A 23,265-nucleotide genomic window follows, 5' to 3' on the forward strand; every position below is an offset into this window, starting at 1 on the left:
TTACTCATGTCCTTTGCTTCCCTCGGTCTCTCCGAGGCTTTAGTCCGTGCCATCGAGGCGGCGGGCTATACCGAGCCTACTCCGGTGCAACAGCGGGCCATTCCCGCCGTGTTGCAAGGTCGCGACCTGATGGTTGCGGCTCAGACAGGTACCGGTAAAACCGGCGGCTTCGCCCTTCCGATCCTGGAGCGGTTGTTTCCCAACGGTCACCCGGACAAATCCCAGCGCCACGGCCCACGCCAACCCCGCGTACTGGTCCTGACGCCGACCCGCGAACTCGCAGCTCAAGTACACGAAAGTTTCAAGGTCTACGCCCGTGACTTGAAGTTCGTCAGTGCCTGCATCTTCGGCGGCGTCGGCATGAACCCGCAGGTTCAGGCCATGTCCCGTGGCGTTGACGTGCTGGTCGCCTGCCCGGGCCGTCTGCTCGATCTGGCCGGCCAAGGCAGCGTGGATCTGTCCCACGTGGAAATCCTCGTGCTGGACGAAGCCGACCGCATGCTCGACATGGGCTTTGTCCATGACGTGAAAAAGGTACTGGCCCGCTTGCCGGGCAAACGGCAGAACCTGCTGTTCTCGGCGACGTTCTCCAAAGACATCACCGATCTGGCCGGCAAGCTGCTGCACAACCCGGAACGCATTGAAGTCACGCCGCCGAATACCACGGTCGAGCGCATCGAACAGCGCGTCTTCCGTCTGCCGGCCAATCACAAGCGCTCGCTGCTGGCGCATTTGATCACCGCAGGCGCCTGGGAACAGGTGCTGGTGTTCACCCGCACCAAACACGGCGCCAACCGTCTGGCCGAGTACCTGGACAAACACGGCCTCACCGCCGTCGCCATCCACGGCAACAAAAGCCAGAACGCGCGCACCAAAGCCCTGGCCGACTTCAAGGCTGGCGAAGTGCGCATCCTGGTAGCGACCGACATCGCCGCTCGCGGTCTGGACATCGACCAGCTGCCACACGTGGTCAACTTCGAACTGCCGAACGTCGACGAAGATTACGTCCACCGTATCGGTCGTACCGGCCGTGCCGGTCGTTCGGGCGAGGCGATCTCGCTGGTCGCCCCGGATGAAGAGAAGCTGCTCAAAAGCATCGAGCGCATGACCAAGCAGAAGATTGCCGACGGCGATCTGATGGGCTTCGACTCCAGTGCTGTAGAAGCCGAGAAGCCTGAAGCCCGCGAGCGTCCGGATGTGCGCAACCCGCGCAACCCACGTGGCCCGCGCGGTGATGGCCCGAACGGCAGTGGCGGTGGCGGCGGTCGCAAGGACAAAGGCAAGGACAAGGGCGGCAAGGAAAAACCTGCCGCTACCGGCCGTGGCGATCGTCCGGCGCGTGAGCAAAAACCGCGTGAAGGCACTCCGGCGCGCGAGCAACAGCGTCCGGCGCCACGTGCCGCTTCTGCTGATCGCGCCCCGGACGAGTTCCTCGACGACGACATCGATAACTTCGGTAATCGCGTCGATTACGTTCCGCAGGCCAAACCGGCTCAAGGCCGTGGCCGTCGTCCGGGTGCTCCGGCACCAGGCGCGGCAGCTGGCGCAGGTGCAGGTGCTCCACGCGGCGGCAAGCCACAGGGTCGCCAAAGCGGTCCGCGCAGCAGCGACGGCGCCAGCACTGGCACCCCGCCCGCCAAACGCAGCGGCCCACGCAACGGTGCTCCGCGCGACGGTCAGGCCCGTCGCGAAGAAGGCCGCAGCCGTCGTCCAGCCCGTGACGACCAGCCGCGGTCAGAGCCAGCGGTGCAAAACCCGCGAGGCCCGGCACCGAAGATCATCCACAAGGAGTCGAAAACCGATCGTTTCCCGACACCTGAACAACTTGATCAATTGCCAGGCCGTCCCCGTGGAGAGAAGCCGGCATTGCTGACCCGCAATCGCTGACTTTTCCCCGCCATGAAAAATGCCCCGGATCGTGAGATTCGGGGCATTTTTTTGGGGCGCTGCAAACTGCTTTTGTAGAAGCTGGCGAAGCCTGTGATCTTTTGATCTTGCCCTTATCAGCGGTGATCCTGCAAAGATCGCAACCTGCGGCAGCTCCTACGTCTCAGCATTACTTCGCTTTCACACCTTCAAACGTAACGTACAGCTCGACTGCATCGGACGCTGCGCCCAGGTCTTTCTGCTTGCCGAAATCGGAACGCTTGATGCTGGAGGTGCCTTCAAAGCCGGCACGGTAGCCGCCCCATGGATCCTTGCCTTCGCCCAGGAACGTGGCTTTGACCACGATTGGCTTGGTTACGCCCAGCAGGGTCAGGTCGCCGGTCACGTCAGCAGTCTCTTTACCCGCAGCGTTCTTGCCGGTGGACTTGACGCTGGTGGAAACGAAAGTGGCTTTGCTGCCGTTGAGGAAATCTTTGCTGGCGATGTGTTTATCGCGCTCGGCATGGTTGGTGAAGACGCTGGCGGTGTTCACGTTGAACTCGATCTTGCTGTCTTCCGGCTTGGCAGCGTCGAAGCTGAATTTGCCGTCGATATCCTTGAAGGTACCGGTGATGAAGCTGTAGCCCAGGTGGCTGATCTTGAAGTCAACGAAGGCGTGCTGGCCTTCCTTGTCGACGACGTAGTCAGCGGCCATGGCCTGACCTGCGGACAGCAGCGCGGAGCCGATTGCCAGAGCGGCGAGAGTCTTTTTCAACATGCTTTCTATTCCTTTGGAGTCGAGGTTGAACTTCAGGCTTTGCGACCGAGCATTCGATTCAGGGTCGCATCACGGTCGATAAAGTGGTGTTTCAATGCTGCCAACGCATGGAGCCCGGAAAAAATGACCAGCGCCCACGCTAGATAGAAGTGAATCAAACCAGCGGTGTCTGCCTGGGCCGGTAGCCCGGAAACCAGTGCAGGAACTTCGAACAAGCCAAACACCGGGATCCCGACGCCGTCTGCGGTGGAAATCAGGTAACCGGCAATCATCACAGCGAACAGACTGAGGTACAGAAAAGAATGGCCGAATTTCGCGCCGATGCGCGTCATGCGGCTGTAGCTTTCCAGGGTAGACGGCGGAGGGCTGACAAAGCGCCAGAGCACGCGAATAACCATCACGGCCAACAACACCAGACCGACGCTTTTGTGCAGGTCCGGCGCGTCTTTGCGCCAGGTGCTGTAGTAATCGAGACCGACCATCCACAGGCCCGATGCGAACAAACCAACCACTGCCAGGGCCACTGCCCAATGCATGAAAATGCTGACCCAACCATAGCGCGAAGAAGAGTTACGTAGCTGCATTGCCCAAATCCTGTGAGAAGTGCGACCAAGACTATCGAGTTATGTATCGAATTAAAGCGGAAAATTTCGCTTTGAAATATCGAATAATGCGATCAAGGAATCTGAATCAGGCGCGTTAAGGAAAGATTAAAGGCGATTTTGTGGCGGGATGTTAGTGGCCAGGTGGATTTATGAAATGTCAGTGACGGCCCCCATCGCGAAAGCCAGACGATGAAACGCACATTAAGGAATGGAAATTTTCGCCAGGCCCTCTCTAATCGTCCCTGGCAACCTGGCTATGCATTAATTTTTGAAGACTGGTGGCGGATTCAGGCAGTCATAATTATACGGATCGATGTCACATTTATAAGCCAGCTGACTGCCATGTCCCTTGGGGAAAACTCCCCACTCACACAGCCCGACAGTACGATTACTACGAGTATTGCTACTAGCGCTCTCATATACCCTCCAAATTTCTTGAAGAGCATATGTTTGTAGTTCACGCACTATCGATCATTTGCTTCTGATTATTTTGGGAAACCTCTCGTCCACCGCTGAACCTGTAGGACTGCAATCGTATGAGCAACAAAGCGCGACCCTCGGGCCGCGCTTTTTACACCCAAACGTTACTGAACCTTCGTCTCAATAGTCGCCGCCGGTTTGGCCGCTGGCTTCTTCGCCGGCTCAGCCTTCTTCACGGGTGCTTTTGCCGGCGCCTTCTTGGGCTCGGCCTTCTCCGCTGGCTTTTTAGCCGGCGTCTTGGCCGGGGCTGTTTTAGTTGGCTCGGTTTTCACCGGCGCGGCAGGCTTCGGCGCTTCGACCGGCGCGGGTGCCGGGGCTGGCACTGGAGCAGGCGTCGGAGTCACTGGCGCAGCGGCCTTGACTGGTGCCGGCTTCTTGTCTTCCTCCGACGAACCACCAAACAGATCGCTGAAGAAGTTACCCTTCTTCGCCGCCACCGCGCCCGCAGCAGCAGCAGCCGCCGTTGCTGCAGGCACAACCTTAGCCGGTTCAAACGACTTGCCGGCCGCCAGGTCTTCAACCTGGCTGGCCGCGCGCTGACCGGTGCGCAATGCGCCTTCCAGCGTGCCCGGGTACAAGGTGTCGGTGTGTTCGCCGGCGAACGCTACGCGTTGCAGCGGTCGCTCCCACAGGCGCCAGTATTTGCTGATCTGGCCCGGGCCGAAGGCCAGGTAAGCGCCGCCCATCAATGGGTCGGTGCTGTAGCGACGAATTTCATAACCGGTGAACGAACCGCGCGCCTGTGGATAAAACGCGTGCATGCGAATCAGCACCTGATCGGCCATCTGCTTGTCGCCAAACGCCTGCATCACTCGAGCGTTGTCGCCCGAGAGGTTGATCACCACGTTGGCGCCGCCCTTCAGCGCCGGTTCCACCCACAACATGCCCAGACCGGTGTTGCTGTAGATCTCACCGGACATGCGCGCCTTGCTTTCCCACACCGGCGTCTTGAATTTCAACATGATCTGGTCGCGCCAACCGTAATTGGTGCCCTTGATCGCAGCCAGATGCTGGGCGTCCAGCGCCGGGGTCATCTGGATCTTGTTCAGCGCACGCAACGGCACAGCCACCACTACATAGTCAGCCTGAAAGCCAACGCTGCCGACTTTGACCGTCACGCTGTCCTTGTCCTGAATGATGGCCGACACCGGGGAGCTGGTCTTGATGGTTTTGAGTTGCTTGACGAACGCCTGAGCCAGCACTGGGCTGCCGCCAAGCAGGCGCGAGGCACGCAAATCACGGTCGGATATGCCCTGATAAACGCGGCCCTGCTGTGCGAAATACAGCAGCGACAGGCGCGAAGGTTCGTCATAACGGGAACGAATCTGCTGATTGATCAACTGCCGGGCCGTGGCTGGCAAGGTCAGCCGGTCAAGCCAGTTGGCGACGTTGATCTGATCCAGAGCATGCAGCGTGTTGTTGGCTGCCGGGTTCTGCGGGTCTTCGATGGAACGCGCCAGATCGGCGACGGTTTTTTCGTAGCGCTTGAGCGCTTCGGCCGTCGCCGGTTCCTTGATGGCCAGGTCAGCAGCGGTGTAATACACGCCATCGATCAAGTAGCTCGGGGTGCGCACGAATTCAGGCGCCGGCGTGGTGCCCAGCTTGAAGGTCGAGACGTATTTGTTCAGGACCGGTTGCGTCTTGTCGTTGCCGATCCACTCGCTGCTGGCCATGCCGGAGCGACCGCCAAGGCTTGGCTTGGCTTCCAGCAAGGTCACCTGCCAGCCTTTGTTCTGCAGTTCGTACGCAGCCGTCAGGCCGGACAGGCCGCCGCCGATCACGATTGCTGTTTTATCCTTGGCCAGCGCGGACACGCTGAACAGGCCCAACATCACCAGCGCACAGGCGCGCAGCCAACCAGCAGACATTCAGCGAACTCCGGAAATAACGTAGGAAAAAGCGATTGTGCGAGCACGGCGACTCGACGAGCAGCGAAGAATACGTCAGCCATCAAATGGCCGCCAGCAACGTCTATCAGCCCGTACAAAGTTGCTCAATCGACACAATGGGTTGTTCCTGCGCGACGCATTGCATAGGCTTGCGCGATTGTATGACCGCGCCTGTCGCGGATCGCCTCGAGGAGACTGAACATGGGCCTGAACAACCAGTGGATGCAACGCGACCTCGCGGTGCTGTGGCATCCCTGCACCCAGATGAAAGACCATGAACAACTGCCGCTGATCCCGATCAAGCGCGGCGAAGGCGTGTGGCTCGAAGATTTCGAGGGCAAGCGCTATCTCGACGCGGTCAGCTCCTGGTGGGTCAACGTGTTCGGCCACGCCAACCCGCGGATCAACCAGCGCATCAAGGATCAGGTCGATCAACTGGAGCACGTGATCCTCGCCGGTTTCAGCCATCAGCCGGTTATCGAACTGTCCGAGCGTCTGGTGAAGATGACACCGGATGGTTTGACCCGATGCTTCTACGCCGATAACGGTTCGTCCTGCATCGAGGTCGCGCTGAAAATGAGCTTTCACTATTGGCTCAACCGTGGTCAGCCGAACAAGAAACGCTTCGCCACGCTGACCAACAGTTATCACGGCGAAACCATGGCGGCGATGTCGGTGGGCGACGTGCCGCTGTTCACCGAAACCTATAAAGCGTTATTGCTCGATACGATCAAAGTGCCGAGCCCCGATTGCTATCTGCGTCCTCAGGGCATGAGTTGGGAAGAACACTCGCGCAACATGTTCGCCGCGATGGAGCGGACCCTGGCCGAAAATCACGACACGGTGGCGGCGGTCATTGTCGAACCGCTGATCCAGGGGGCCGGCGGCATGCGTATGTATCACCCGGTTTACCTGAAGTTGCTGCGCGAAGCCTGCGACCGTTACGGCGTGCACTTGATCCACGATGAAATCGCCGTCGGCTTCGGCCGCACTGGCACCCTGTTTGCGTGCGAGCAGGCCGGTATCCGCCCCGATTTCCTCTGCTTGTCCAAGGCACTGACCGGTGGTTATCTGCCGCTGGCGGCGTGCGTCACCACAGAAGATGTCTACAGCGCGTTCTATGACGATTACCCGACCCTGCGCGCGTTCCTGCATTCGCACAGCTACACCGGCAATCCGCTGGCGTGCGCGGCGGCGTTGGCGACGCTGGATATTTTCGAAGAAGACAACGTCATCGAAAACAACAAGGCCCTTGCCCAGCGCATGGCGACCTCGACCGCACACCTGGCCGATCACCCGAACGTGGCGGAAGTGCGTCAGACCGGTATGGTGCTGGCCATCGAGATGGTCAAGGACAAGGCAACAAAAGAAGCCTATCCATGGCAGGAACGCCGTGGCTTGAAGGTGTTTCAGCATGCGCTGGAACGGGGTGCCTTGCTTCGGCCGCTGGGCAGCGTGGTGTATTTCCTGCCGCCTTATGTGATCACGCCGCAGCAAATTGATTTTCTGGCTGAAGTGGCCAGCGAAGGGATCGACATTGCGACCCGCGAAAGCGTCAGTGTGTCGGTGCCGGAAAACTTTCATCCGGGTTTTCGTGATCCGGGCTGAGTAGTTGACACAAGACGCTGTGGTAGCCGGGCCGACGCCTTAGCGGGCAAGCCCGGCTCCCATAATGGCCGCGTTATCCTGTGGTAGCGGGCTTGCCCGCGAATGAAGTCACCACATCGAGCTGATTTAACTTTCTTCAGAGACCCAGCATGAGACTGTCCCGCTTCTTCATCGACGCCCCCCTGAGCATTGGTCAGCACGAACTGCCCGAAGCCCAGGCCCATTACATCAGCCGCGTGCTGCGCATGGCCGAGGGCGATGCGGTGCAATTGTTCGATGGCTCGGGCCATGAGTTTCGCGCGACATTGGCCGAGGTCGGCAAAAAACGCGTCACGGTGCAGATTGATGAAAGCTTCGCCGGGCAAGTCGAGTCGCCGCTGCAGATTCACCTCGGCCAGGGCCTTTCCCGTGGCGAGCGCATGGATTGGGCCATTCAGAAATCCACGGAACTGGGTGTCAGCGAAATTACCCCGATCTTCAGCGATCGCTGCGAAGTCCGGCTGAAGGACGAACGCGCCGACAAACGCCTGATGCACTGGCGCCAGGTGGCGATCAGCGCCTGTGAACAATGCGGGCGTTCGCGAGTGCCGGTGATTCATCCGCCGTTGCTGTTGGCAGATTGGTTGAAGCAGACTGAAGCCGATTTGAAACTGGTGCTGCACCCGGTGGCGGAGCCGCTGGTGAGTCATGCGAAACCGGCAACGCTGGCGTTTCTGATCGGGCCGGAGGGTGGTCTCACCGATGCCGAGGTCGATCAGGCCGAAAGCGCGGGGTTCCATGCCGCACGGCTTGGGCCACGAGTATTGCGCACCGAGACCGCGCCGGTGGTGGCGCTGGCGGTGGCCCAGCAGTTATGGGGTGACTTCTAAGGCCTCCAGGACTCCCAAGACTCTGTGGCGAGGGGGCTTGCCCCCGTTGGGTCGCGAAGCGGCCCTCATGTTCTCGGCCACACATCGCGGAGTCTGGATGACAACTGCTTCGCAGCTGAACGGGGGCAAGCCCCCTCGCCACAGAGTCACAGAGTCACAGAGTCACAGGTTTACAAGACGTAAAACAAAATCGCCACAAAGTGCAGTGCACTCCCGGCGACGACAAACAAATGCCAGATCCCGTGCGCATGCCGCAACCGGTGGTCCAGCGCAAAGAAGATAATCCCCACCGTGTACAAAATCCCACCCGACGCCAGCCAGGCAAAACCGGTGCTGCCCAGCGCCGCCAGCAGTGGCTTGACTGCGATTAACACGATCCAGCCCATCACTGCGTAAATCACGATCGACAGAACCCGCGCCTCCGAGCGTGGTTTTATTTCCTGCACAATGCCGATCAGCGCCAGGCCCCAGACAATCCCGAACAGCGTCCACCCCCACGGCCCGCGCAAAGTCACCAGACAAAACGGTGTGTAACTGCCGGCGATCAGCAGGTAGATCGAAAAGTGATCGACCTTTTGCATGATCGCTTTTTTGCGCCCGCGCACGCTGTGGTACACGGTCGATGCGCTGTAGAGCACCATCAAGGTAAACCCGTAAATCGCCACGCTGACGATCTTCCACGGGCTGCCATCCATGCTGGCCACCACCAGCATCCACACCACCCCCACACACGCTGCAACCGCCCCGACCAAATGCGTCCAGGCGTTCAATTTTTCCCCGTGATACATGTGTTGCTTACCTCGTAATTCAATACAACAGCGTGCAAGGCTCAGTTGCGAGCCTGCTCGCGAAAGAGCCATCAGACCAACCCGGCACTCATCAGCAACTCCTCCAGCGCCAGCAGATCCGGGACCTTCGCCACTTGCTCGCCGACCTGAACCGCCGCCTGCTCCAGCGCGCATAACGGCACATCCACATAGCTCAACTGGCTGTCGAGCTTGTATGAACGAGGTATGCCCTGCACCAGCAAGGCGATGAATTTCAGCTGCGGCCGGCCGCCGAGCGCGTTCAGGATAACGATCCGCGCGCGTTCGCCGATGACGATTTTACTGCCACACGCCGACTCGAAACTCAGCAGCGGGATTTGCCGATTGCGCCACGTGACGAGCCCGAGGTACCACGGCGGCGTATCGAGATCGAATGCCGCAGGCTGATAGTCGATCAACTCGGCGATGGCCACGTTGGGCAAAACAAGGTTGCGGTCCGCCAGGGGCAGCAGCAACCCGGTCAGTTGGCTGGAGCGATGTTCAAGCATGCGAATGGCTCCACAAGGCGATGCTCTCGAGCAGCACCGATTCCTGATACGGCTTGCCCAGGTAATCGTTGACGCCGATAGCCATGGCGCGGTCGCGGTGTTTCTGCCCGGTGCGAGACGTGATCATGATGATCGGCAGGTGCTGCAAGCGTTCGTCGGCGCGTACTTGCGCGGCCACTTCGAAGCCGTCCATGCGCGGCATTTCGATGTCCAGCAACATCAGGTCCGGCAGGTGTTCCTCGAGCAGCAACATGGCGTCGACACCGTCCTTGGCGGTGAGCACGTTCATGCCGTGGCGTTCGAGCAAACGGCTGGTGACCTTGCGCACCGTCACGGAGTCGTCGACCACCAGCACCAGCAATGGCTTGTGCGGCTCGACATCGGCGTCCGGAGCCTGCGGTGTGTGCGGCAACCGCGCCTGCATTGCCCGAATCGGCGCCAGCAGGTCGAGAATCAACACCACCCGGCCATCGCCCAGAATGGTCGCCCCGGCCAAACCCTGAACGGCTGCAAACTGCGGGCCCAGGCTCTTGACTACGATTTCGCGCGTACCGGCCATTGCATCGACTTGCACGGCAATCTGGCGCTCGTTGCACTGCACCAGCAGCACCGGCAAGGGCTGGCTCTGGCCCAACAACTTAGGGCGCGTGCCGGTTTTCAGCAATTCGCCCAGATAGCACAGTTCGTAATGCTGCCCGGCGTATTCGTAAGTCGGCGGATCGAGTCGGTAATGCCCTTCCAGTTCGTTCGGCAACACCCGCACGATGCCGTCGATGGTGTTCAGCGGAATCGCATATTGATCCTCCCCGCACAGCACCATCAGCGCGCGATTGACCGACACGGTGAACGGCAGGCGAATGCGAAAGTGCACACCCTGCCCCGGTATCGAATCGATGGTCATGCTGCCACCCAGTTGCCGAACCTCTGCATGAACCACGTCCATGCCCACGCCCCGTCCGGAAATCTGGGTGATTTTCTCAGCCGTGGAGAAGCCCGGTTGCAGGATAAATTGCAGCGCGTCGCGGTCGCTGATGTCGCTGTCAGGCTGCAGCAAACCGCGCTTGATCGCCTTGCGCCGCACCGCGTCCAGTGGCACGCCGGCACCGTCGTCGCGGAGGTCGAAAATGATGTCGCCGCCCTCGCGCAACAGGTCGAGGGTGATCCGGCCCTGCGCCGGTTTCCCCGCGGCAACCCGCACATCGGCGGCTTCCAGGCCATGATCGACGGCGTTGCGCAGCATATGCTCCAGCGGCGCGGCCATGCGCTCGAGCACATTGCGGTCCATCTCGCCCTCAGCGTTGCCCACCACGAACACAACGTCCTTGCCCAGTTCGCTGGAGACCTGGCGGACGATGCGCTTCAAGCGCGGCAGCATTCGTTCGAACGGCACCATGCGCGTGCGCATCAGGCCTTCCTGCAATTCGGTGTTGATGCGGCCCTGCTGTTGCAACAGGTTTTGCGCATCCTGATTACGCCGCTCGAGCGTTTCCTTGAGATCGAGCAGGTCGGAAGCCGATTCGAACAAGGCACGGGACAATTGCTGCAACTGCGAATGGCGGTCCATCTCCAGCGGGTCGAATTCCTCGTAACCCGAGCGTTCGGCATCGGCGTGCTGGCGACTGAGAATGCGCCCCTGGGTTTCCGTATCGAGCCTGCGCAATTGATCGCGCATTCGCTCGATGGTGGTTTCCATTTCGTTCAGCGCCACCTGCGCATCGTTGACCTGCTGCTCGATCCGGCCACGGAAAATCGAAGTTTCCCCGGCGAGGTTGACCAGATCGTCGAGCAGTTCCGCAGACACCTTGACCATGTCCGCGCCGACGTCGGTTGATGGCGCCAGTGGCTCCACTTTTGGTATCGACAGTGGCTCGACAGATCGCGGCTCAACCGGGTGGCTGAAATTTTTGATCGCTTCGATCAACTGATCAGCTGGCAGCAGCGGCTGTTCGGCGCGTACAGCGTCGAGCATCTGCGCGAGGCGGTCATGGCAACGCTGCAACAGTGCGAACAACGCAGGCGTCGGTTGCAGGGTGCCGGAGGACAGACCTTCGTAGAGAAATTCCAGCTCGTGCGCGAGGTCGCCAATCGGGACGATTTCGACCATCCGCGCGCCGCCCTTGAGCGTGTGCAGGTCGCGCAGCAGGGTTTCAATTTCCTGGCGGCTGGAAGGCTCGGCCTGCCAGCGCAGCAGGGCGGCGCCGGAATTTTCGATGATGTCGAAACCTTCCTCGAGGAAGACGTCCAGCAGCTCCGGGTCATGCCCGGGGGCGCCCTCCGCGCCGGACGGTTCGACCGTGTCTGCCGTGATGATATTGTTCTGGCGGAACTCGCGGATCGCCTCGATCAAATCGTCCGGATCAGCCATGTGCACCTGGCGCTGCAACTGTTCAAGCAGCTGCGCTAGGCGGTCATGGCTTTGTTGCAGCAGTTGCGCCAACGTTTCGCTGTGGTTGTAGCGGCGATCGACGAGTCCTTCGTAAAGGCTTTCCAGCTCGTGGGCGAGATCACCGACCGGTTCGACTTCGGCCATTCGCGCACCGCCCTTGAGGGTGTGCAAGTCACGCTGCAACGACAGCAACGGTGCAGCGTTGTCCGGGTCGCCCAGCCAGCGCTGCAAGGCCTGGCCGGCACCTTCGAGAATATCCACCGCTTCTTCGAGGAAGATCGAGACAATCTCGTCGTCCAGCTCGACTGCACGATCCTTTGTGGGAGCGAGCCCGCTCGCGATGGATTTATAAACGCCGCGGTTATCCTTCGGTAATGCGTCATCGTTGACGTCCATCGCGAGCAGGCTCGCTCCCACAGGGGGGAGTGTGTTTTCAAGTTCGGCGGTGGCGCTGCCCAGTTCGCGAATGCTCAGGGAGCGGCTGCCATCGCTGCGAATCAGGCCCGTCGCCGATGGATCGAGCCCCTCGTCAAGCAATTCGCGCAGCGCTCGCGTGCGTTGCGGTTGCGCGCTGACTTCCTGGCCGGCGGCCAGTTCGTCGAGCATGTTGATCAGCGCTTCGTGGGCACTTTGCGCCTCGTGGAAAAACCGCTCGCTGACCGTCAGGCTGCTTTCTTCGACCGCGCCATATAAATCGAGCAACGCTTCGCACAGTTCATCCACCGGCTGCAAATCGGCCAAATGCGCGCCTTCGCCGAGGGTGGTCAGCTCGTCCAGCAGCGCGCTCAGTTCCTGACGCTCGCCGGGATGCTGCTGCCAGCGCTGCAGCAAACTCTCGGCGTCGAGCAGGATGTCCATGCCCTGGGCCAGGAAATTGTTGATCAACTGCGGGTCGCGTTTGGTCCGCAGCGCGCTGTTCGGCGCTTGCATGTGCGTGTCCAGCCGTGCAGCGAGCAGCGCCTGAGTGCGCTCGATCAACGACAGGGCGCCGGGGATTTCGGCCAGCGGATCGACCTTCAGCTGACGCAGCCCCAAGCGGAACATGCCTTCGGCCTCCAGCAGCAGTTGGACCTCATCAAGGTCCAGGGCAATCAGGTGCGCCTTGTACTCACGGGCCAGTTGATCCAGCGGCGCCGCCAGTTCGGCGATGGGCAGCACGCCGGCCATCGAGGCGCTGCCCTTGAGCGTGTGCAAGGCGCGCTGCAATTCATCGCTGGCCTGCAACGGCAGATGCTCGGCGGCCTGATCGAGGAAGCGGTTGAGGCTGGCCAGATGAGTGTCGGCCTCGTTGCGGAAGATCTCCAGCAGCAGAGGATCGAGGGCCGCGACATCCTCAAGGTCCTCGTCGGCCAGCGGCTGATGCCCCTTGGCAAACGCGTGAGCGCGGGCGGCCAATTGGTCAACATCGTTGCGCTGGCGCTGGGCATTGCCGGCAAATTCAGCGATCAGTTGCGGCAGCAGATCGAGCGTCTCCTCCAGCAGTTGCTGCACGGCGCGTCCAGGCACAACGCTGTTTTCGAGCACCCGATTGAGCAGGTTTTCCACGGCCCAGGCCAACTCGCCGAGCACCAGCGCACGCACCATTCGGCCGCTGCCCTTGAGCGTGTGGAACGCCCGGCGCAATTCGATCAGGGCAGGCTTGTCGCCAGGGCTTGCGGCCCAGCGCGGCAAATATTCGCGAATGGCCTCCAGCACTTCGTCGGTTTCTTCGAGGAAAACTTCGCGCAACTCATCGTCCACCGGCGCTTCGCCCATGGGCGGCGGCAGCAGACTGCCCGGCGTGTTCAGCGCCGGCGGGTTGACCGTCGACGCCGGGCTGGCGAGCACTTGCGCCAACGTTTGCACAACCTCGGGGTCGTCCAGTTCCTGCAGATCCTGCATCACCAGCGCTTCACTCGGGCTGAGCATATCCTCAAGCACCGGCACGTTTTGTTCAGCGGGAAAATAGCCCAGCGACGCCAGGCTTTTTTCGGCGACGTCGAGCAGTTGATCACCCGCGGCCTCGGGGTCGTCGCTGAGGCGCTCAAGGTAATACTCGAGGCTGGAGATGGCGTCTGCCAGGCTGTCGAGTTGCTCCCAGCCGGGCTGGTCCGCGTCGAGCAAAAGATGCTCGCTGATGAAGTGATTGCAGGTCTCGATCAGGCTTGCTGCCCGGCTGAGGGGGATCATCGCCAGCGCGCCGCGCACTTGCGTGAGCAGGGCCGGCAACGGCTGCAGCGGCTGCGGGTCCCAGTCGGCGTCGATGTAGTCGACGATCATGTCCTTGGCCTGCTGCAAGCAGATGCGCGCTTCCTTGATCACAATCTGATGGATCTGCGTCAAGTCAGTGGTGGGCAGCCGGCTTTCTTCCTGGCTCTGCGGCTCGACGGTGCCGACCATGCCGGCAAGCGTTGCCTCGACGTAAAGCAAGGCACCGGCAACGTCCATCAGGATCGCATCGTTGGGTTCGCGCTGGCCCTGGGCGAGGCTCAGGACTACCGCCAGTTGATCGATGATGACCTTGCGTGGCTGGCCAAACCCGAGCACCGCCAGTGTGTCGGCGATCTGCCGCAGCGGCGCCAGCAGGCTGTCGAGGTCCGACGCGTGCTGGCGGTCGCTGCGCACAAACAGGTCGAGGCGCTCCTTGACCCGCACCAGCTCTTCGCACAGCGCTGCCAGCACCGAGCGCATGGCATCGCGATCAGGCCCGGCCAGTCGCGCGCGTTCTTCGTCGACTATCGCGCTGTCAGGCAGCGCGTCGTCCAGTGCATAGCGATCTTTCATGGTCAGCATCTGCCCGGTGGGGTGTTCGGCCTTGGCAATATAGAACAGCAAGCTCTTGAGCAGCTCCGCCGGTGCCGGTTGATTGATGCCGCGCATGCCCTGTTCGAGCAGGCGTTTGAGTTCTTTATCGGCGTCCTTGAACAGGCTGCGCAACGCCGGACTGTTGGCGATCGAGCCGCCGCGCAGGCCTTCGACCAACGCCGACGCCACTTGCCACAGCAGACTCAATGGCGCACTGCCGCACAGGGCTTCGAGGCGTGAGAATACGTTGCTCAGATGACCAAGATGGGGCTCGCTATCCTGTTCGCGGAGCAATCCGACCAGTGCCATCTGCAAAATCTGCCGCAGTTTGCGCAGCACACCCGGCAGATCCGCGGGCTCCAGCAGCGCCAGTGATGCGTGATCCAGCGGCGGCAAGTGCGGCAACCGGGGGGTGAACAGACTGGTTTCCGATAGCAGACTTTCATTGCGGGCGCTACGCACGTCGTTGATCAGCGGCAGCACCACCAGCGGCAGGTCGCGGCGTGCGCCTTGCACGCGGTCGAGGTAGATCGGCAACTGCCCCAAGGCTTGCATCAACAGGTGAAGGGCTTCGTCGCGGTGGCTGACGCGATTGTTCAGCAGGGCGCCGGCCAGGTGTTCCATCTCTTCGGCCAGCAGCGCCGCACCGTAGAACTCAACCATCTGCAAGGCGCCGTGAACCTGATGGATGCACGCCAGACACTCGTCGAGCGGGTGCGTCGCCTGCGGGTCATCCAGCAGCGTTTCGATCGCTTGATGAGCGACTTTCAGCGTTTCGGCAATCTCGCCTTTGACCCACTCGAGGGCCACATAGTCGTGCCGATCACCCATAACCACTCCGAATTACTGCCCTACTCGAAAAATCATCCGCCTGCAGGCGCTTCACACTTTATCCGCGGCCGGCAACGTGAAACCGGACACCGAGCGCCGCAGTTCGCTGGCCATTTTCGCCAGGTTGCCGATGCTGTCGGCAGTGGCGGTCGAACCCGACGACGTCTGCGTGGTGATCTGCTGGATCACGTTCATCGTCAGCGAAATCTGACCGGCCGACGACGTCTGTTGCTGGGCCGCGTTGGAAATACTCTGGATCAACGCCGCGAGGGTTTTCGACACGCCTTCGATTTCTTCCAGGGCCACCCCGGCATCCTGCGCCAGACGCGCGCCGCGCACCACTTCAGTGGTGGTCTGTTCCATGGAGATAACCGCTTCCTTGGTGTCGGCCTGGATCGCCCGCACCAGCGTTTCGATCTGCCGGGTGGCGGCGGATGAGCGCTCGGCCAGGCGCTGTACCTCATCGGCAACCACGGCAAAACCTCGGCCGGCATCACCGGCCATCGACGCCTGAATCGCGGCATTGAGGGCGAGGATGTTGGTCTGATCGGCAATGTCATCGATCAGGCTGACGATGTCGCCGATCTCTTGCGAAGACTCGCCGAGGCGCTTGATGCGTTTGGCGGTGTCTTGAATCTGCTCGCGGATGTTGTCCATGCCATGAATGGTGTTGTGCACCACTTCGTTGCCTTTGTTGGCGATTTCAACCGAACGCTCGGCCACGGCTGAAGACTCGGCCGCGTTCGCCGAGACGTGATCGATGGATTGCACCATGTCGTTGATCGCCGTGGACGCGTCGGAAATTTGCTGCGCCTGATGCTCGGAGGCCTGGGCCAGGTGCATGGCGGTCGCCTGGGTTTCCTGCACGGCAGCGGCCACCTGGCCCGCAGTCAGGTTGATCGTCGCCACCAGGTCACGCAGCTGGTCCACGGAATAGTTGATGGAGTCGGCAATGGTCCCGGTGAAGTCTTCGGTCACCGAGGCCGTGACGGTCAGGTCGCCGTCGGCGAGGTCTTCGATTTCATCCAGCAAGCGCATGATCGCGTTCTGGTTGCGCTCGTTCTTTTCGGCGGTTTCCCGCAGCTGGCGATTGGTCTCGCGCACCATCACCAGACCGATGAGGATGATCGAGGTCAGTGCCAGCAAGCCCAATACGTAGCCGCCGATGGTTTCCAGATCGCGCCCGTCTGCAAGATTTTCAAAGCCTGTGGCCAGGTGGGAAGCTTCATCGAGCAGGGTCTGCGAGAGGCTGAAAATGTGGGTAGCCGATTCGCGAACCTTCAACAGCTCGGGCGAGGTTTCGAGGATTTCATCCACCGAGCCGGAGACAAATTCAAACAGCTCGGATATTTCGATCAAGCGAGCGCGAGCCTCGCGGTCTTCGACCTGACTGACCCTCAACACAGGATTACCTTGCAACATGCCGTTAAGCACCTGACCAAACCGCGCCGCGTCTCGACCGAAAGCATCGGCAGCCTGTTGCGAGTTCTCGTCGCCCGACAGCACAGTGTGCACCGCGCCAAGAATCCTTTCGGCCAGCAGTGATTGACGCTGGGCCATGGCCACCTGCGCGGACGGCGCGCCACGTTGCAGAAGGGTTTCGACAACTTTTTCGTACTCGACCTGCAATTGCGGCACGGTTTCGGCGAGGGTGGCGGCGACTTGATGCAGGGACAACACGGTCTGTTCGCTGGACAGAATCGCGTCGGCGTTCTTCAGCAGGCGCTCCCAGTCCATTTGCACCGCACGCATTTCCGGGCGCACCGTGGACGGCGCTGGCGGCAGGCCAGTGGCCGGGTCACCTTTTTTCAGATAACCCCAGCGCCGGGCAAAATCATTGCGCGCATCACTGAGCAACTTGAACGCGGCAGCCTTGCCGGCGGCGGCTTCGGTGGCGTTTTTGGCAATGCGTTGCGACAACACGCGCAGTTCACCGGCGTGACCGATGTACTGTTTGTCGTACGTCGCCTGGGTGTTGAGGTGCGCGAAGTTGGCGAACAGCAGCATGATGAACACGATCAGTGCGATAAACAGCACGACAATCTGTGTACGACTGCGCGATCCCTCCGGCTTGCCTGTTTTTGTGGTTGTCATCGGTCCTCGCCTGAACAGCTGAATTGGCTGTGATCGCCTGATACTTGCCACCTGCACGATCTCTTGTAGCAGCCTGCGTCCGACTGCGAAGCAGTCGCAAAACTCGGTCCGCGTTATATCTGGAAACCGTACTGCCCCTGCGAGGGCTTCGCCCTCGAACGCAGCCTTCGGCAGCAGCTACATAGGACGATGCGTGTTTGCTCAAATCGCGACCTGCATAAAGCTTTGCGACTGCACCAGCGCAAACGGGCTGAATACCTGCCAGGTCTGCTCGCGCTGAAACCGGCCGCTGACAAACGCAGACATCGGCCCGTGAAGGTCATCCATCAACACCGGCTCCAGTGTGTCCTGGGCAAAGTGTTGAAGACCGAACACTTCATCGACCAGCAACCCGGCGAACACCTCGTTGTGTTCCACCACCAACACGCGCCGCTGTTTGCGCGCCGACGACAGCTCCTGACCGACGAAAGCGCACAAATCCATGATCGGCAACAAGCGCCCACGCAGGTTGGCCACGCCTTTGACCCAGGGTTTTACGCCGGGCAACTGGGTATATCCGGGTTCATGCAGCACTTCGCCGATCTCGCCCATGTGCGCGACGTACCCGTGTTCCCCGAGGCGAAAACCGATACCGCTCCAGCGATCCTGTCGGCTCGGCTGGGACGGCAGGTCCGCCGCCAGCAAGCGACAGCGCTGATCGATCTGCAGCAACAGTTCGAAAGCGGTCAGCGATTCGCTCATGGCCGGGTGATCAAGCGAGCAGCACTTTGTTCAGCGTGGCAATCAGGGTTTCTTCATCGACCGGTTTGGTCAGGTAATCCTTGGCGCCCTGGCGCGTGCCCCAGACCTTGTCGGTATCCTGATCCTTGGTGGTGATGATGATCACCGGGATGTGCCCGGTGTCCGGGTCCTTGGTCAACTGGCGGGTGGCCTGGAAACCGTTGAGACCGGGCATGACGATGTCCATCAGCACCGCGTCGGGTTTTTCCTGACGTGCCAGGGCCACGCCGTCGGCGCCGTTTTCCGCTTTCAACACGGTATGACCGTGCTTTTCCAGCATGCCGGTCAGTTTGTACATTTCGGTCGGCGAATCATCGACGATCAGAATACGTGCCATGGTTTTCCCCATTTTTCTTGTCGACGCCGGGCCCGCTGGCCGGGCGTCATGGTGCATGTCCTACTGCGGCGAAGCCCGGCACATGGGCCTGGATCGCGTTCAGCAGCTCATCCTTGCTAAAAGGCTTGGTCAAAAACTGATCGGAGCCGACGATGCGCCCCTTGGCCTTGTCGAACAGCCCGTCCTTTGACGACAGCATAATCACCGGTGTCGACTTGAACGCACTGTTGTTCTTGATCAACGCGCAGGTCTGATAGCCATCCAGGCGCGGCATCATGATGTCGACAAAGATGATACCGGGATGATGGTCGGCAATCTTCGCCAGCGCATCGAAACCGTCGATGGCCGTAATGACTTCACACCCTACATTCTTCAAAAGCGTTTCAGCGGTGCGGCGAATCGTCTTCGAATCGTCGATCACCATGACCTTCAAGGCGCTGGAATGCTGTTCCATAAATGCTCTACCGTCGCCTTTGCGAATCAATATGACGTTTGCCGGTTATCGGCGGCCCGAAACCCTTGATGGTCAAGGGCCAGCACTGCATCGCAGCCTTTTTAGCACAGTCTCCAGAACCAATCTATCGACTGACCGTCACAGTGGTTTTTCCTTGACCGGGGACACACTCAGCGCCACTCTGACGCCACTTTTATACGGCCGTTCGGACTGATCTTCTGTAGGAGCGAGCCTGCTCGCGATGGTCGCCAACGGTGACGCGTCCTGGCAGGTTAAACGCGGTGTCTTGCAGTCCATCGCGAGCAGGCTCGCTCCCACAGGGATCGGCACAGGCCTCATCTAATTTCAGAGGAGTTACCCATGAGCGTTCGCGTCGGGATTGTCATGGACCCTATTGCCAGCATTTCCTATAAAAAGGATAGCTCGCTCGCCATGCTGCTGGCCGCGCAGAAGCGCGGCTGGGAACTGTTCTATATGGAACAGCGCGATTTGTATCAGGGTGAAGGCGAAGCCCGGGCGAGGATGCGTCCGCTGAAAGTGTTTGCCGACCCGGAAAAATGGTTCGAGCTGGAAGCCGAGACCGATGCGCTGCTGAGTGATCTCGACGTGATCCTGATGCGCAAGGATCCGCCGTTCGACATGGAGTTCGTCTACTCCACCTACTTGCTGGAGCAGGCCGAGCGCGCGGGCGTGCTGATCGTCAACAAGCCGCAGAGCCTGCGCGACTGCAACGAAAAGCTCTTTGCCACATTGTTCCCGCAGTGCACCCCGCCCACCGTGGTCAGCCGCCGCGCCGACGTGCTGCGCGAATTTGCTGCCAAACATGGCGACGTGATCCTCAAACCGCTGGACGGCATGGGCGGCACCTCGATCTTCCGTCACCGTGCTGGCGACCCCAACCTGTCGGTAATCCTGGAAACCCTGACCCTGCTCGGCACCCAGCAGATCATGGCCCAGGCCTACCTGCCAGCGATCAAGGACGGTGATAAACGCATCCTGATGATCGACGGCGAGCCGGTGGATTACTGCCTGGCGCGCATCCCTGCCGCTGGCGAAACCCGTGGCAACCTGGCGGCCGGCGGTCGTGGCGAAGCGCGTCCGTTAAGCGACAAGGATCGCTGGATCGCGTCACAAGTCGGCCCGACCCTGCGCGAAAAAGGCCTGTTGTTTGTCGGCCTCGATGTGATTGGCGAGCACCTGACGGAAATCAACGTCACCAGCCCGACCTGCATCCGCGAGATCGACAATGCCTTTGGCACCGACATCGGCGGACTGCTGATGGAGGCGATTGATCGCCAGCTGCAAGCCGCAAGCTCCAAGCCGCAAGTTTGAAGCCAAACGACAAGCTTTTAACTTGCAGCTTGATGCTTGAAGCTCGCAGCTGCTCCTATGCAGCTTGTCGCTTGAAGCTTGTACCTTGAAGCTAAAAACCAACATTGCGTTATCATGCCCAGCCCCTAAAAACGCGATGTTGGTTTTTTGACCCATGACACTTCCGTCCGATCTGCCCGCTGAACTCGCCCACCGTGGCGTGCGCCCGGCCGATCGTCTCGGTTTTACCCTGTTCCTCGCGGCGCTGATTCACCTGGCTTTGCTGCTGGGTGTCGGCTTCACCATGGTCGAACCCAAGCAGATCACCCGCACGCTGGAAATCACCCTCGCTACCTTCAAAAGCGAGAAAACGCCGGAAAAAGCCGACTTTCTTGCCCAGGAGAACCAGCAAGGCAGCGGCACCCTGGACAAGAAGGCGATCCCCAAGACCACCGAAGTTGCGCCGTTCCAGGACAACAAGGTCAAGAAAGTCACGCCGCCCCCGGCCGCCAAGCCTGAAGTTCAGGAAGCGCCGCCCAAGGCCGCTGTGACCACCGTCGCGCCTAAACCGAAAAAAGCCCCGACCAGGACCGAAGCGCCCAGGACCGAACCGAAGCCAGCCGTCGCCGCGCCGACGTTCGACAGCTCGCAGCTGTCCAGCGACATCGCCAGCCTGGAAGCGGAACTGGCCAACGAACAACAGCTGTACGCCAAGCGCCCGCGCATCCACCGCCTGAGCGCTGCCTCGACCATGCGTGACAAGGGTGCCTGGTACAAGGACGAATGGCGCAAGAAGGTCGAGCGCATCGGGAACCTCAATTACCCCGACGAAGCGCGGCGCAAGCAGATTTACGGCAATTTGCGCCTGATGGTGTCGATCAACCGCGATGGCTCGCTTTACGAAGTACTGGTGCTGGAGTCATCCGGGCAACCGCTGCTGGATCAGGCCGCGCAGCGTATCGTGCGGCTCGCAGCACCGTTCTCGCCGTTTACCGGGGATTTGTCGGACATCGACCGGCTGGAAATCATCCGCACGTGGAAGTTTGCGCGCGGGGACCGCCTCTCGAGCAACTGACACCCCGTAAATCCCCTGCGGGAGCGAGCTTGTTCGCGAATGGGGTGGATCAGCCGATACATTATTGAAAGTGCCGGCCCTTTCGCGAGCAAGCTCGCTCCCACAGGAGTCGACCTCGTTCTCGGGAATTTGCGGCATTTCCTACGCATCCCCGGCTTGTCAGTTCGTCCCTCCAACGCCACACTAGCGCTCATGAAGAACGTCAGCCCCAGCTACCTCAAGCATCACTTCCTGATCGCCATGCCCCACATGGCGGACCCGAACTTTGCGCACACCTTGACCTACATCGTCGAGCACACGGCTGATGGTGCCATGGGGCTGGTGGTGAACCGTCCGCAAGAGCTGAACCTGGCTGATATTCTCGAGCAACTGCGACCCGACATCGAACCGCCAGCACTCTGCCAGCATGTACCGATTTTCATCGGTGGCCCGGTGCAACCCGATCGCGGCTTCGTGCTGCACCCGTCCGGAAAAACCTTTCAGGCGACCGTTGATCTGGAAGGTGATTTGTCATTGTCGACGTCCCAGGATGTGCTGTTCGCCATCGCCGATGGCATGGGCCCGGCGAAAAGTGTGATCACCCTCGGCTACGCCGGTTGGGAAGCCGGGCAGCTCGAGGCCGAACTGGCCGACAACGCCTGGCTGACCTGCCCGTTCGACGCCGACATCCTGTTCAACACCAGCAGCGAATTGCGCCTCGAAGCGGCCGCCAGACACCTCGGTGTCAACCTCAGCCTGCTGACCAGCCAGGCGGGGCACGCCTGATGGCCCTGCGGCTTATTCTGGGTTTTGATTACGGCACCAAACAGATCGGCGTTGCGGTCGGCCAGGTGATTACCGGCCAGGCCCGCGAGCTGTGCACCTTGAAAGCGCAAAACGGCGTTCCCGACTGGAACCAGGTCGAGGCGCTGATCAAGGAATGGAAACCCGACGCCGTCGTGGTCGGCTTGCCTCTGAATATGGACGGCACGCCCAGCGAAATGTGCCTGCGCGCCGAGAAATTCGCCCGCCGCCTCAACGGCCGCTACAACCTGCCCTTCTATACCCACGATGAACGGCTGACCACCTTTGAAGCAAAGGGTGAACGGCGTGACCGTGGCGGACAAAAAGGCAGCTACCGCGACAACCCGGTCGACGCCATCGCTGCCGCACTGCTGCTGCAGGGCTGGCTCGACGAAAACAGCGCACTGTTCGAATCCTGAAGAGGCGCCAGCGCGTCTCTTATAGCTGCAACAACCCGAGCCACCCCACTGGCACAACCGGCTCGGGCCCAAGAAGGAGCTACCATGAGCCTGCCCAATCCCGCCGAACTGATCAGCCAGATGGCGATCCGTCTCGCGGAACATCTGCACCATCGCGGTATCAGCGAACCCCGCTACATCGGCATTCGCACCGGCGGCGTCTGGGTGGCCCAGGCATTGCTCGCCGAGATCGGCAGCGACTCGCCCCTCGGCACGCTGGACGTTTCCTTCTATCGTGACGATTTCAGCCAGAACGGCCTGCACCCGCAAGTGCGCCCGTCGGCCCTGCCGTTTGAAATCGAAGGGCAGCATCTGGTACTGATCGACGACGTGCTGATGAGCGGCCGCACCATCCGCGCGGCCCTCAACGAACTGTTCGACTACGGCCGCCCGGCCAGCGTGACGCTGGTCTGCCTGCTGGACCTGGACGCCGCCGAACTGCCGATCCGTCCGAACGTCGTCGGCGCGACCCTGGCCCTTGCGGCCAACGAGCGCGTCAAATTGTCCGGCCCGGAACTCAAGCTCGAATTCCAGGATATCGCCCCTTAAATCTGCCCTATTG

General features: G+C 60.8%; 18 protein-coding genes. 8 read left to right on the forward strand and 10 right to left on the reverse strand.

Going from position 1 to position 23,265, the window contains the following annotated elements; genetic code table 11:
- The first annotated feature begins 6 nt into the window (after positions 1 to 6).
- Positions 7 to 1,887 (forward strand): DEAD/DEAH box helicase, encoded by a 1,881-nt coding sequence (locus ACYZT1_RS23465; RefSeq protein ID WP_462016910.1) that lies wholly within the window; start codon positions 7 to 9, stop codon positions 1,885 to 1,887.
- A gap of 169 nt (positions 1,888 to 2,056) precedes the next feature.
- Here the strand turns inward: ACYZT1_RS23465 and ACYZT1_RS23470 are convergent, their stop codons facing one another.
- From ACYZT1_RS23470 to ACYZT1_RS23480, 3 genes are all read right to left on the reverse strand, one after another.
- Complete coding sequence (locus tag ACYZT1_RS23470) at positions 2,057 to 2,644, reverse strand: YceI family protein (protein ID WP_462016911.1); 588 nt, start codon at positions 2,642 to 2,644, stop codon at positions 2,057 to 2,059.
- Between the two features lie 32 nt (positions 2,645 to 2,676).
- A complete protein-coding gene (locus ACYZT1_RS23475) occupies positions 2,677 to 3,228 on the reverse strand; it encodes a cytochrome b (RefSeq protein WP_462016912.1) in 552 nt (183 codons plus the stop codon).
- Positions 3,229 to 3,833: 605 nt separating this feature from the next.
- On the reverse strand, positions 3,834 to 5,597 hold the full coding sequence (locus ACYZT1_RS23480; protein WP_462016913.1) for a flavin monoamine oxidase family protein: 1,764 nt from the start codon (positions 5,595 to 5,597) through the stop codon (positions 3,834 to 3,836).
- Positions 5,598 to 5,819: 222 nt separating this feature from the next.
- Here ACYZT1_RS23480 and ACYZT1_RS23485 point away from each other — a divergent pair, with 222 nt between their 5' ends.
- On the forward strand, positions 5,820 to 7,226 hold the full coding sequence (locus ACYZT1_RS23485; RefSeq protein WP_462016914.1) for an adenosylmethionine--8-amino-7-oxononanoate transaminase: 1,407 nt from the start codon (positions 5,820 to 5,822) through the stop codon (positions 7,224 to 7,226).
- 149 nt (positions 7,227 to 7,375) lie between these two features.
- Complete coding sequence (locus ACYZT1_RS23490; RefSeq protein ID WP_462016915.1) at positions 7,376 to 8,095, forward strand: 16S rRNA (uracil(1498)-N(3))-methyltransferase; 720 nt, start codon at positions 7,376 to 7,378, stop codon at positions 8,093 to 8,095.
- Positions 8,096 to 8,265: 170 nt separating this feature from the next.
- Here the strand turns inward: ACYZT1_RS23490 and trhA are convergent, their stop codons facing one another.
- The 7 genes from trhA to pilG form a co-directional block, all read right to left on the reverse strand.
- Positions 8,266 to 8,883, reverse strand: coding sequence for a PAQR family membrane homeostasis protein TrhA (gene trhA / locus ACYZT1_RS23495; RefSeq protein ID WP_462016916.1), 618 nt, complete (start codon positions 8,881 to 8,883; stop codon positions 8,266 to 8,268).
- Between the two features lie 71 nt (positions 8,884 to 8,954).
- Positions 8,955 to 9,410 (reverse strand): chemotaxis protein CheW, encoded by a 456-nt coding sequence (locus ACYZT1_RS23500; protein ID WP_462016917.1) that lies wholly within the window; start codon positions 9,408 to 9,410, stop codon positions 8,955 to 8,957.
- A complete protein-coding gene (locus ACYZT1_RS23505) occupies positions 9,403 to 15,411 on the reverse strand; it encodes an Hpt domain-containing protein (RefSeq protein ID WP_462016918.1) in 6,009 nt (2,002 codons plus the stop codon). The genes ACYZT1_RS23500 and ACYZT1_RS23505 overlap by 8 nt, the downstream gene beginning before the upstream one ends.
- A gap of 51 nt (positions 15,412 to 15,462) precedes the next feature.
- Positions 15,463 to 17,505 (reverse strand): methyl-accepting chemotaxis protein, encoded by a 2,043-nt coding sequence (locus tag ACYZT1_RS23510; RefSeq protein ID WP_462016919.1) that lies wholly within the window; start codon positions 17,503 to 17,505, stop codon positions 15,463 to 15,465.
- 201 nt (positions 17,506 to 17,706) lie between these two features.
- Positions 17,707 to 18,246: a chemotaxis protein CheW gene (locus ACYZT1_RS23515; RefSeq protein WP_462016920.1), complete on the reverse strand. Its 540-nt coding sequence runs from the start codon at positions 18,244 to 18,246 to the stop codon at positions 17,707 to 17,709.
- A gap of 10 nt (positions 18,247 to 18,256) precedes the next feature.
- A complete protein-coding gene (gene pilH / locus ACYZT1_RS23520; protein ID WP_462016921.1) occupies positions 18,257 to 18,622 on the reverse strand; it encodes a twitching motility response regulator PilH in 366 nt (121 codons plus the stop codon).
- Between the two features lie 46 nt (positions 18,623 to 18,668).
- Complete coding sequence (pilG, locus tag ACYZT1_RS23525; protein WP_462016922.1) at positions 18,669 to 19,076, reverse strand: twitching motility response regulator PilG; 408 nt, start codon at positions 19,074 to 19,076, stop codon at positions 18,669 to 18,671.
- A gap of 360 nt (positions 19,077 to 19,436) precedes the next feature.
- Here pilG and gshB point away from each other — a divergent pair, with 360 nt between their 5' ends.
- The 5 genes from gshB (at position 19,437) to pyrR (ending at position 23,252) form a co-directional block, all read left to right on the forward strand.
- Positions 19,437 to 20,408 carry a glutathione synthase gene (gene gshB / locus ACYZT1_RS23530; protein ID WP_462016923.1) on the forward strand — a complete coding sequence of 324 codons (972 nt, stop codon included), beginning with the start codon at positions 19,437 to 19,439 and terminating at the stop codon, positions 20,406 to 20,408.
- A 154-nt stretch (positions 20,409 to 20,562) separates the two neighbouring features.
- Positions 20,563 to 21,462, forward strand: a complete 900-nt coding sequence (locus ACYZT1_RS23535) for a TonB family protein (protein ID WP_462016924.1) — start codon at positions 20,563 to 20,565, stop codon at positions 21,460 to 21,462.
- A 192-nt stretch (positions 21,463 to 21,654) separates the two neighbouring features.
- A complete protein-coding gene (locus ACYZT1_RS23540; RefSeq protein WP_462016925.1) occupies positions 21,655 to 22,227 on the forward strand; it encodes a YqgE/AlgH family protein in 573 nt (190 codons plus the stop codon).
- Complete coding sequence (ruvX, locus tag ACYZT1_RS23545; protein ID WP_462016926.1) at positions 22,227 to 22,664, forward strand: Holliday junction resolvase RuvX; 438 nt, start codon at positions 22,227 to 22,229, stop codon at positions 22,662 to 22,664. Before ACYZT1_RS23540 ends, ruvX begins: the two co-directional genes overlap by 1 nt.
- An 84-nt stretch (positions 22,665 to 22,748) precedes the next feature.
- Complete coding sequence (gene pyrR, locus ACYZT1_RS23550; RefSeq protein WP_462016927.1) at positions 22,749 to 23,252, forward strand: bifunctional pyr operon transcriptional regulator/uracil phosphoribosyltransferase PyrR; 504 nt, start codon at positions 22,749 to 22,751, stop codon at positions 23,250 to 23,252.
- Positions 23,253 to 23,265: the final 13 nt, after the last annotated feature.

This window comes from Pseudomonas sp. PB3P13, from assembly GCF_054897735.1.

Excerpts from the sequence above, each read along its gene's own strand:
- ruvX (WP_462016926.1), top strand. The coding sequence starts at position 22,227 with ATGGCCCTGCGGCTTATTCTGGGTTTTGATTACGGCACCAAACAGATC.
- pilH (WP_462016921.1), bottom strand. The coding sequence starts at position 18,622 with ATGGCACGTATTCTGATCGTCGATGATTCGCCGACCGAAATGTACAAA.
- ACYZT1_RS23475 (WP_462016912.1), bottom strand. The coding sequence starts at position 3,228 with ATGCAGCTACGTAACTCTTCTTCGCGCTATGGTTGGGTCAGCATTTTC.
- ACYZT1_RS23470 (WP_462016911.1), bottom strand. The coding sequence starts at position 2,644 with ATGTTGAAAAAGACTCTCGCCGCTCTGGCAATCGGCTCCGCGCTGCTG.
- trhA (WP_462016916.1), bottom strand. The coding sequence starts at position 8,883 with ATGTATCACGGGGAAAAATTGAACGCCTGGACGCATTTGGTCGGGGCG.
- pyrR (WP_462016927.1), top strand. The coding sequence starts at position 22,749 with ATGAGCCTGCCCAATCCCGCCGAACTGATCAGCCAGATGGCGATCCGT.
- ACYZT1_RS23515 (WP_462016920.1), bottom strand. The coding sequence starts at position 18,246 with ATGAGCGAATCGCTGACCGCTTTCGAACTGTTGCTGCAGATCGATCAG.
- ACYZT1_RS23510 (WP_462016919.1), bottom strand. The coding sequence starts at position 17,505 with ATGACAACCACAAAAACAGGCAAGCCGGAGGGATCGCGCAGTCGTACA.
- ACYZT1_RS23480 (WP_462016913.1), bottom strand. The coding sequence starts at position 5,597 with ATGTCTGCTGGTTGGCTGCGCGCCTGTGCGCTGGTGATGTTGGGCCTG.
- ACYZT1_RS23485 (WP_462016914.1), top strand. The coding sequence starts at position 5,820 with ATGGGCCTGAACAACCAGTGGATGCAACGCGACCTCGCGGTGCTGTGG.
- ACYZT1_RS23505 (WP_462016918.1), bottom strand. The coding sequence starts at position 15,411 with ATGGGTGATCGGCACGACTATGTGGCCCTCGAGTGGGTCAAAGGCGAG.
- ACYZT1_RS23465 (WP_462016910.1), top strand. The coding sequence starts at position 7 with ATGTCCTTTGCTTCCCTCGGTCTCTCCGAGGCTTTAGTCCGTGCCATC.
- ACYZT1_RS23540 (WP_462016925.1), top strand. The coding sequence starts at position 21,655 with ATGAAGAACGTCAGCCCCAGCTACCTCAAGCATCACTTCCTGATCGCC.
- ACYZT1_RS23500 (WP_462016917.1), bottom strand. The coding sequence starts at position 9,410 with ATGCTTGAACATCGCTCCAGCCAACTGACCGGGTTGCTGCTGCCCCTG.
- gshB (WP_462016923.1), top strand. The coding sequence starts at position 19,437 with ATGAGCGTTCGCGTCGGGATTGTCATGGACCCTATTGCCAGCATTTCC.
- ACYZT1_RS23490 (WP_462016915.1), top strand. The coding sequence starts at position 7,376 with ATGAGACTGTCCCGCTTCTTCATCGACGCCCCCCTGAGCATTGGTCAG.
- pilG (WP_462016922.1), bottom strand. The coding sequence starts at position 19,076 with ATGGAACAGCATTCCAGCGCCTTGAAGGTCATGGTGATCGACGATTCG.
- ACYZT1_RS23535 (WP_462016924.1), top strand. The coding sequence starts at position 20,563 with ATGACACTTCCGTCCGATCTGCCCGCTGAACTCGCCCACCGTGGCGTG.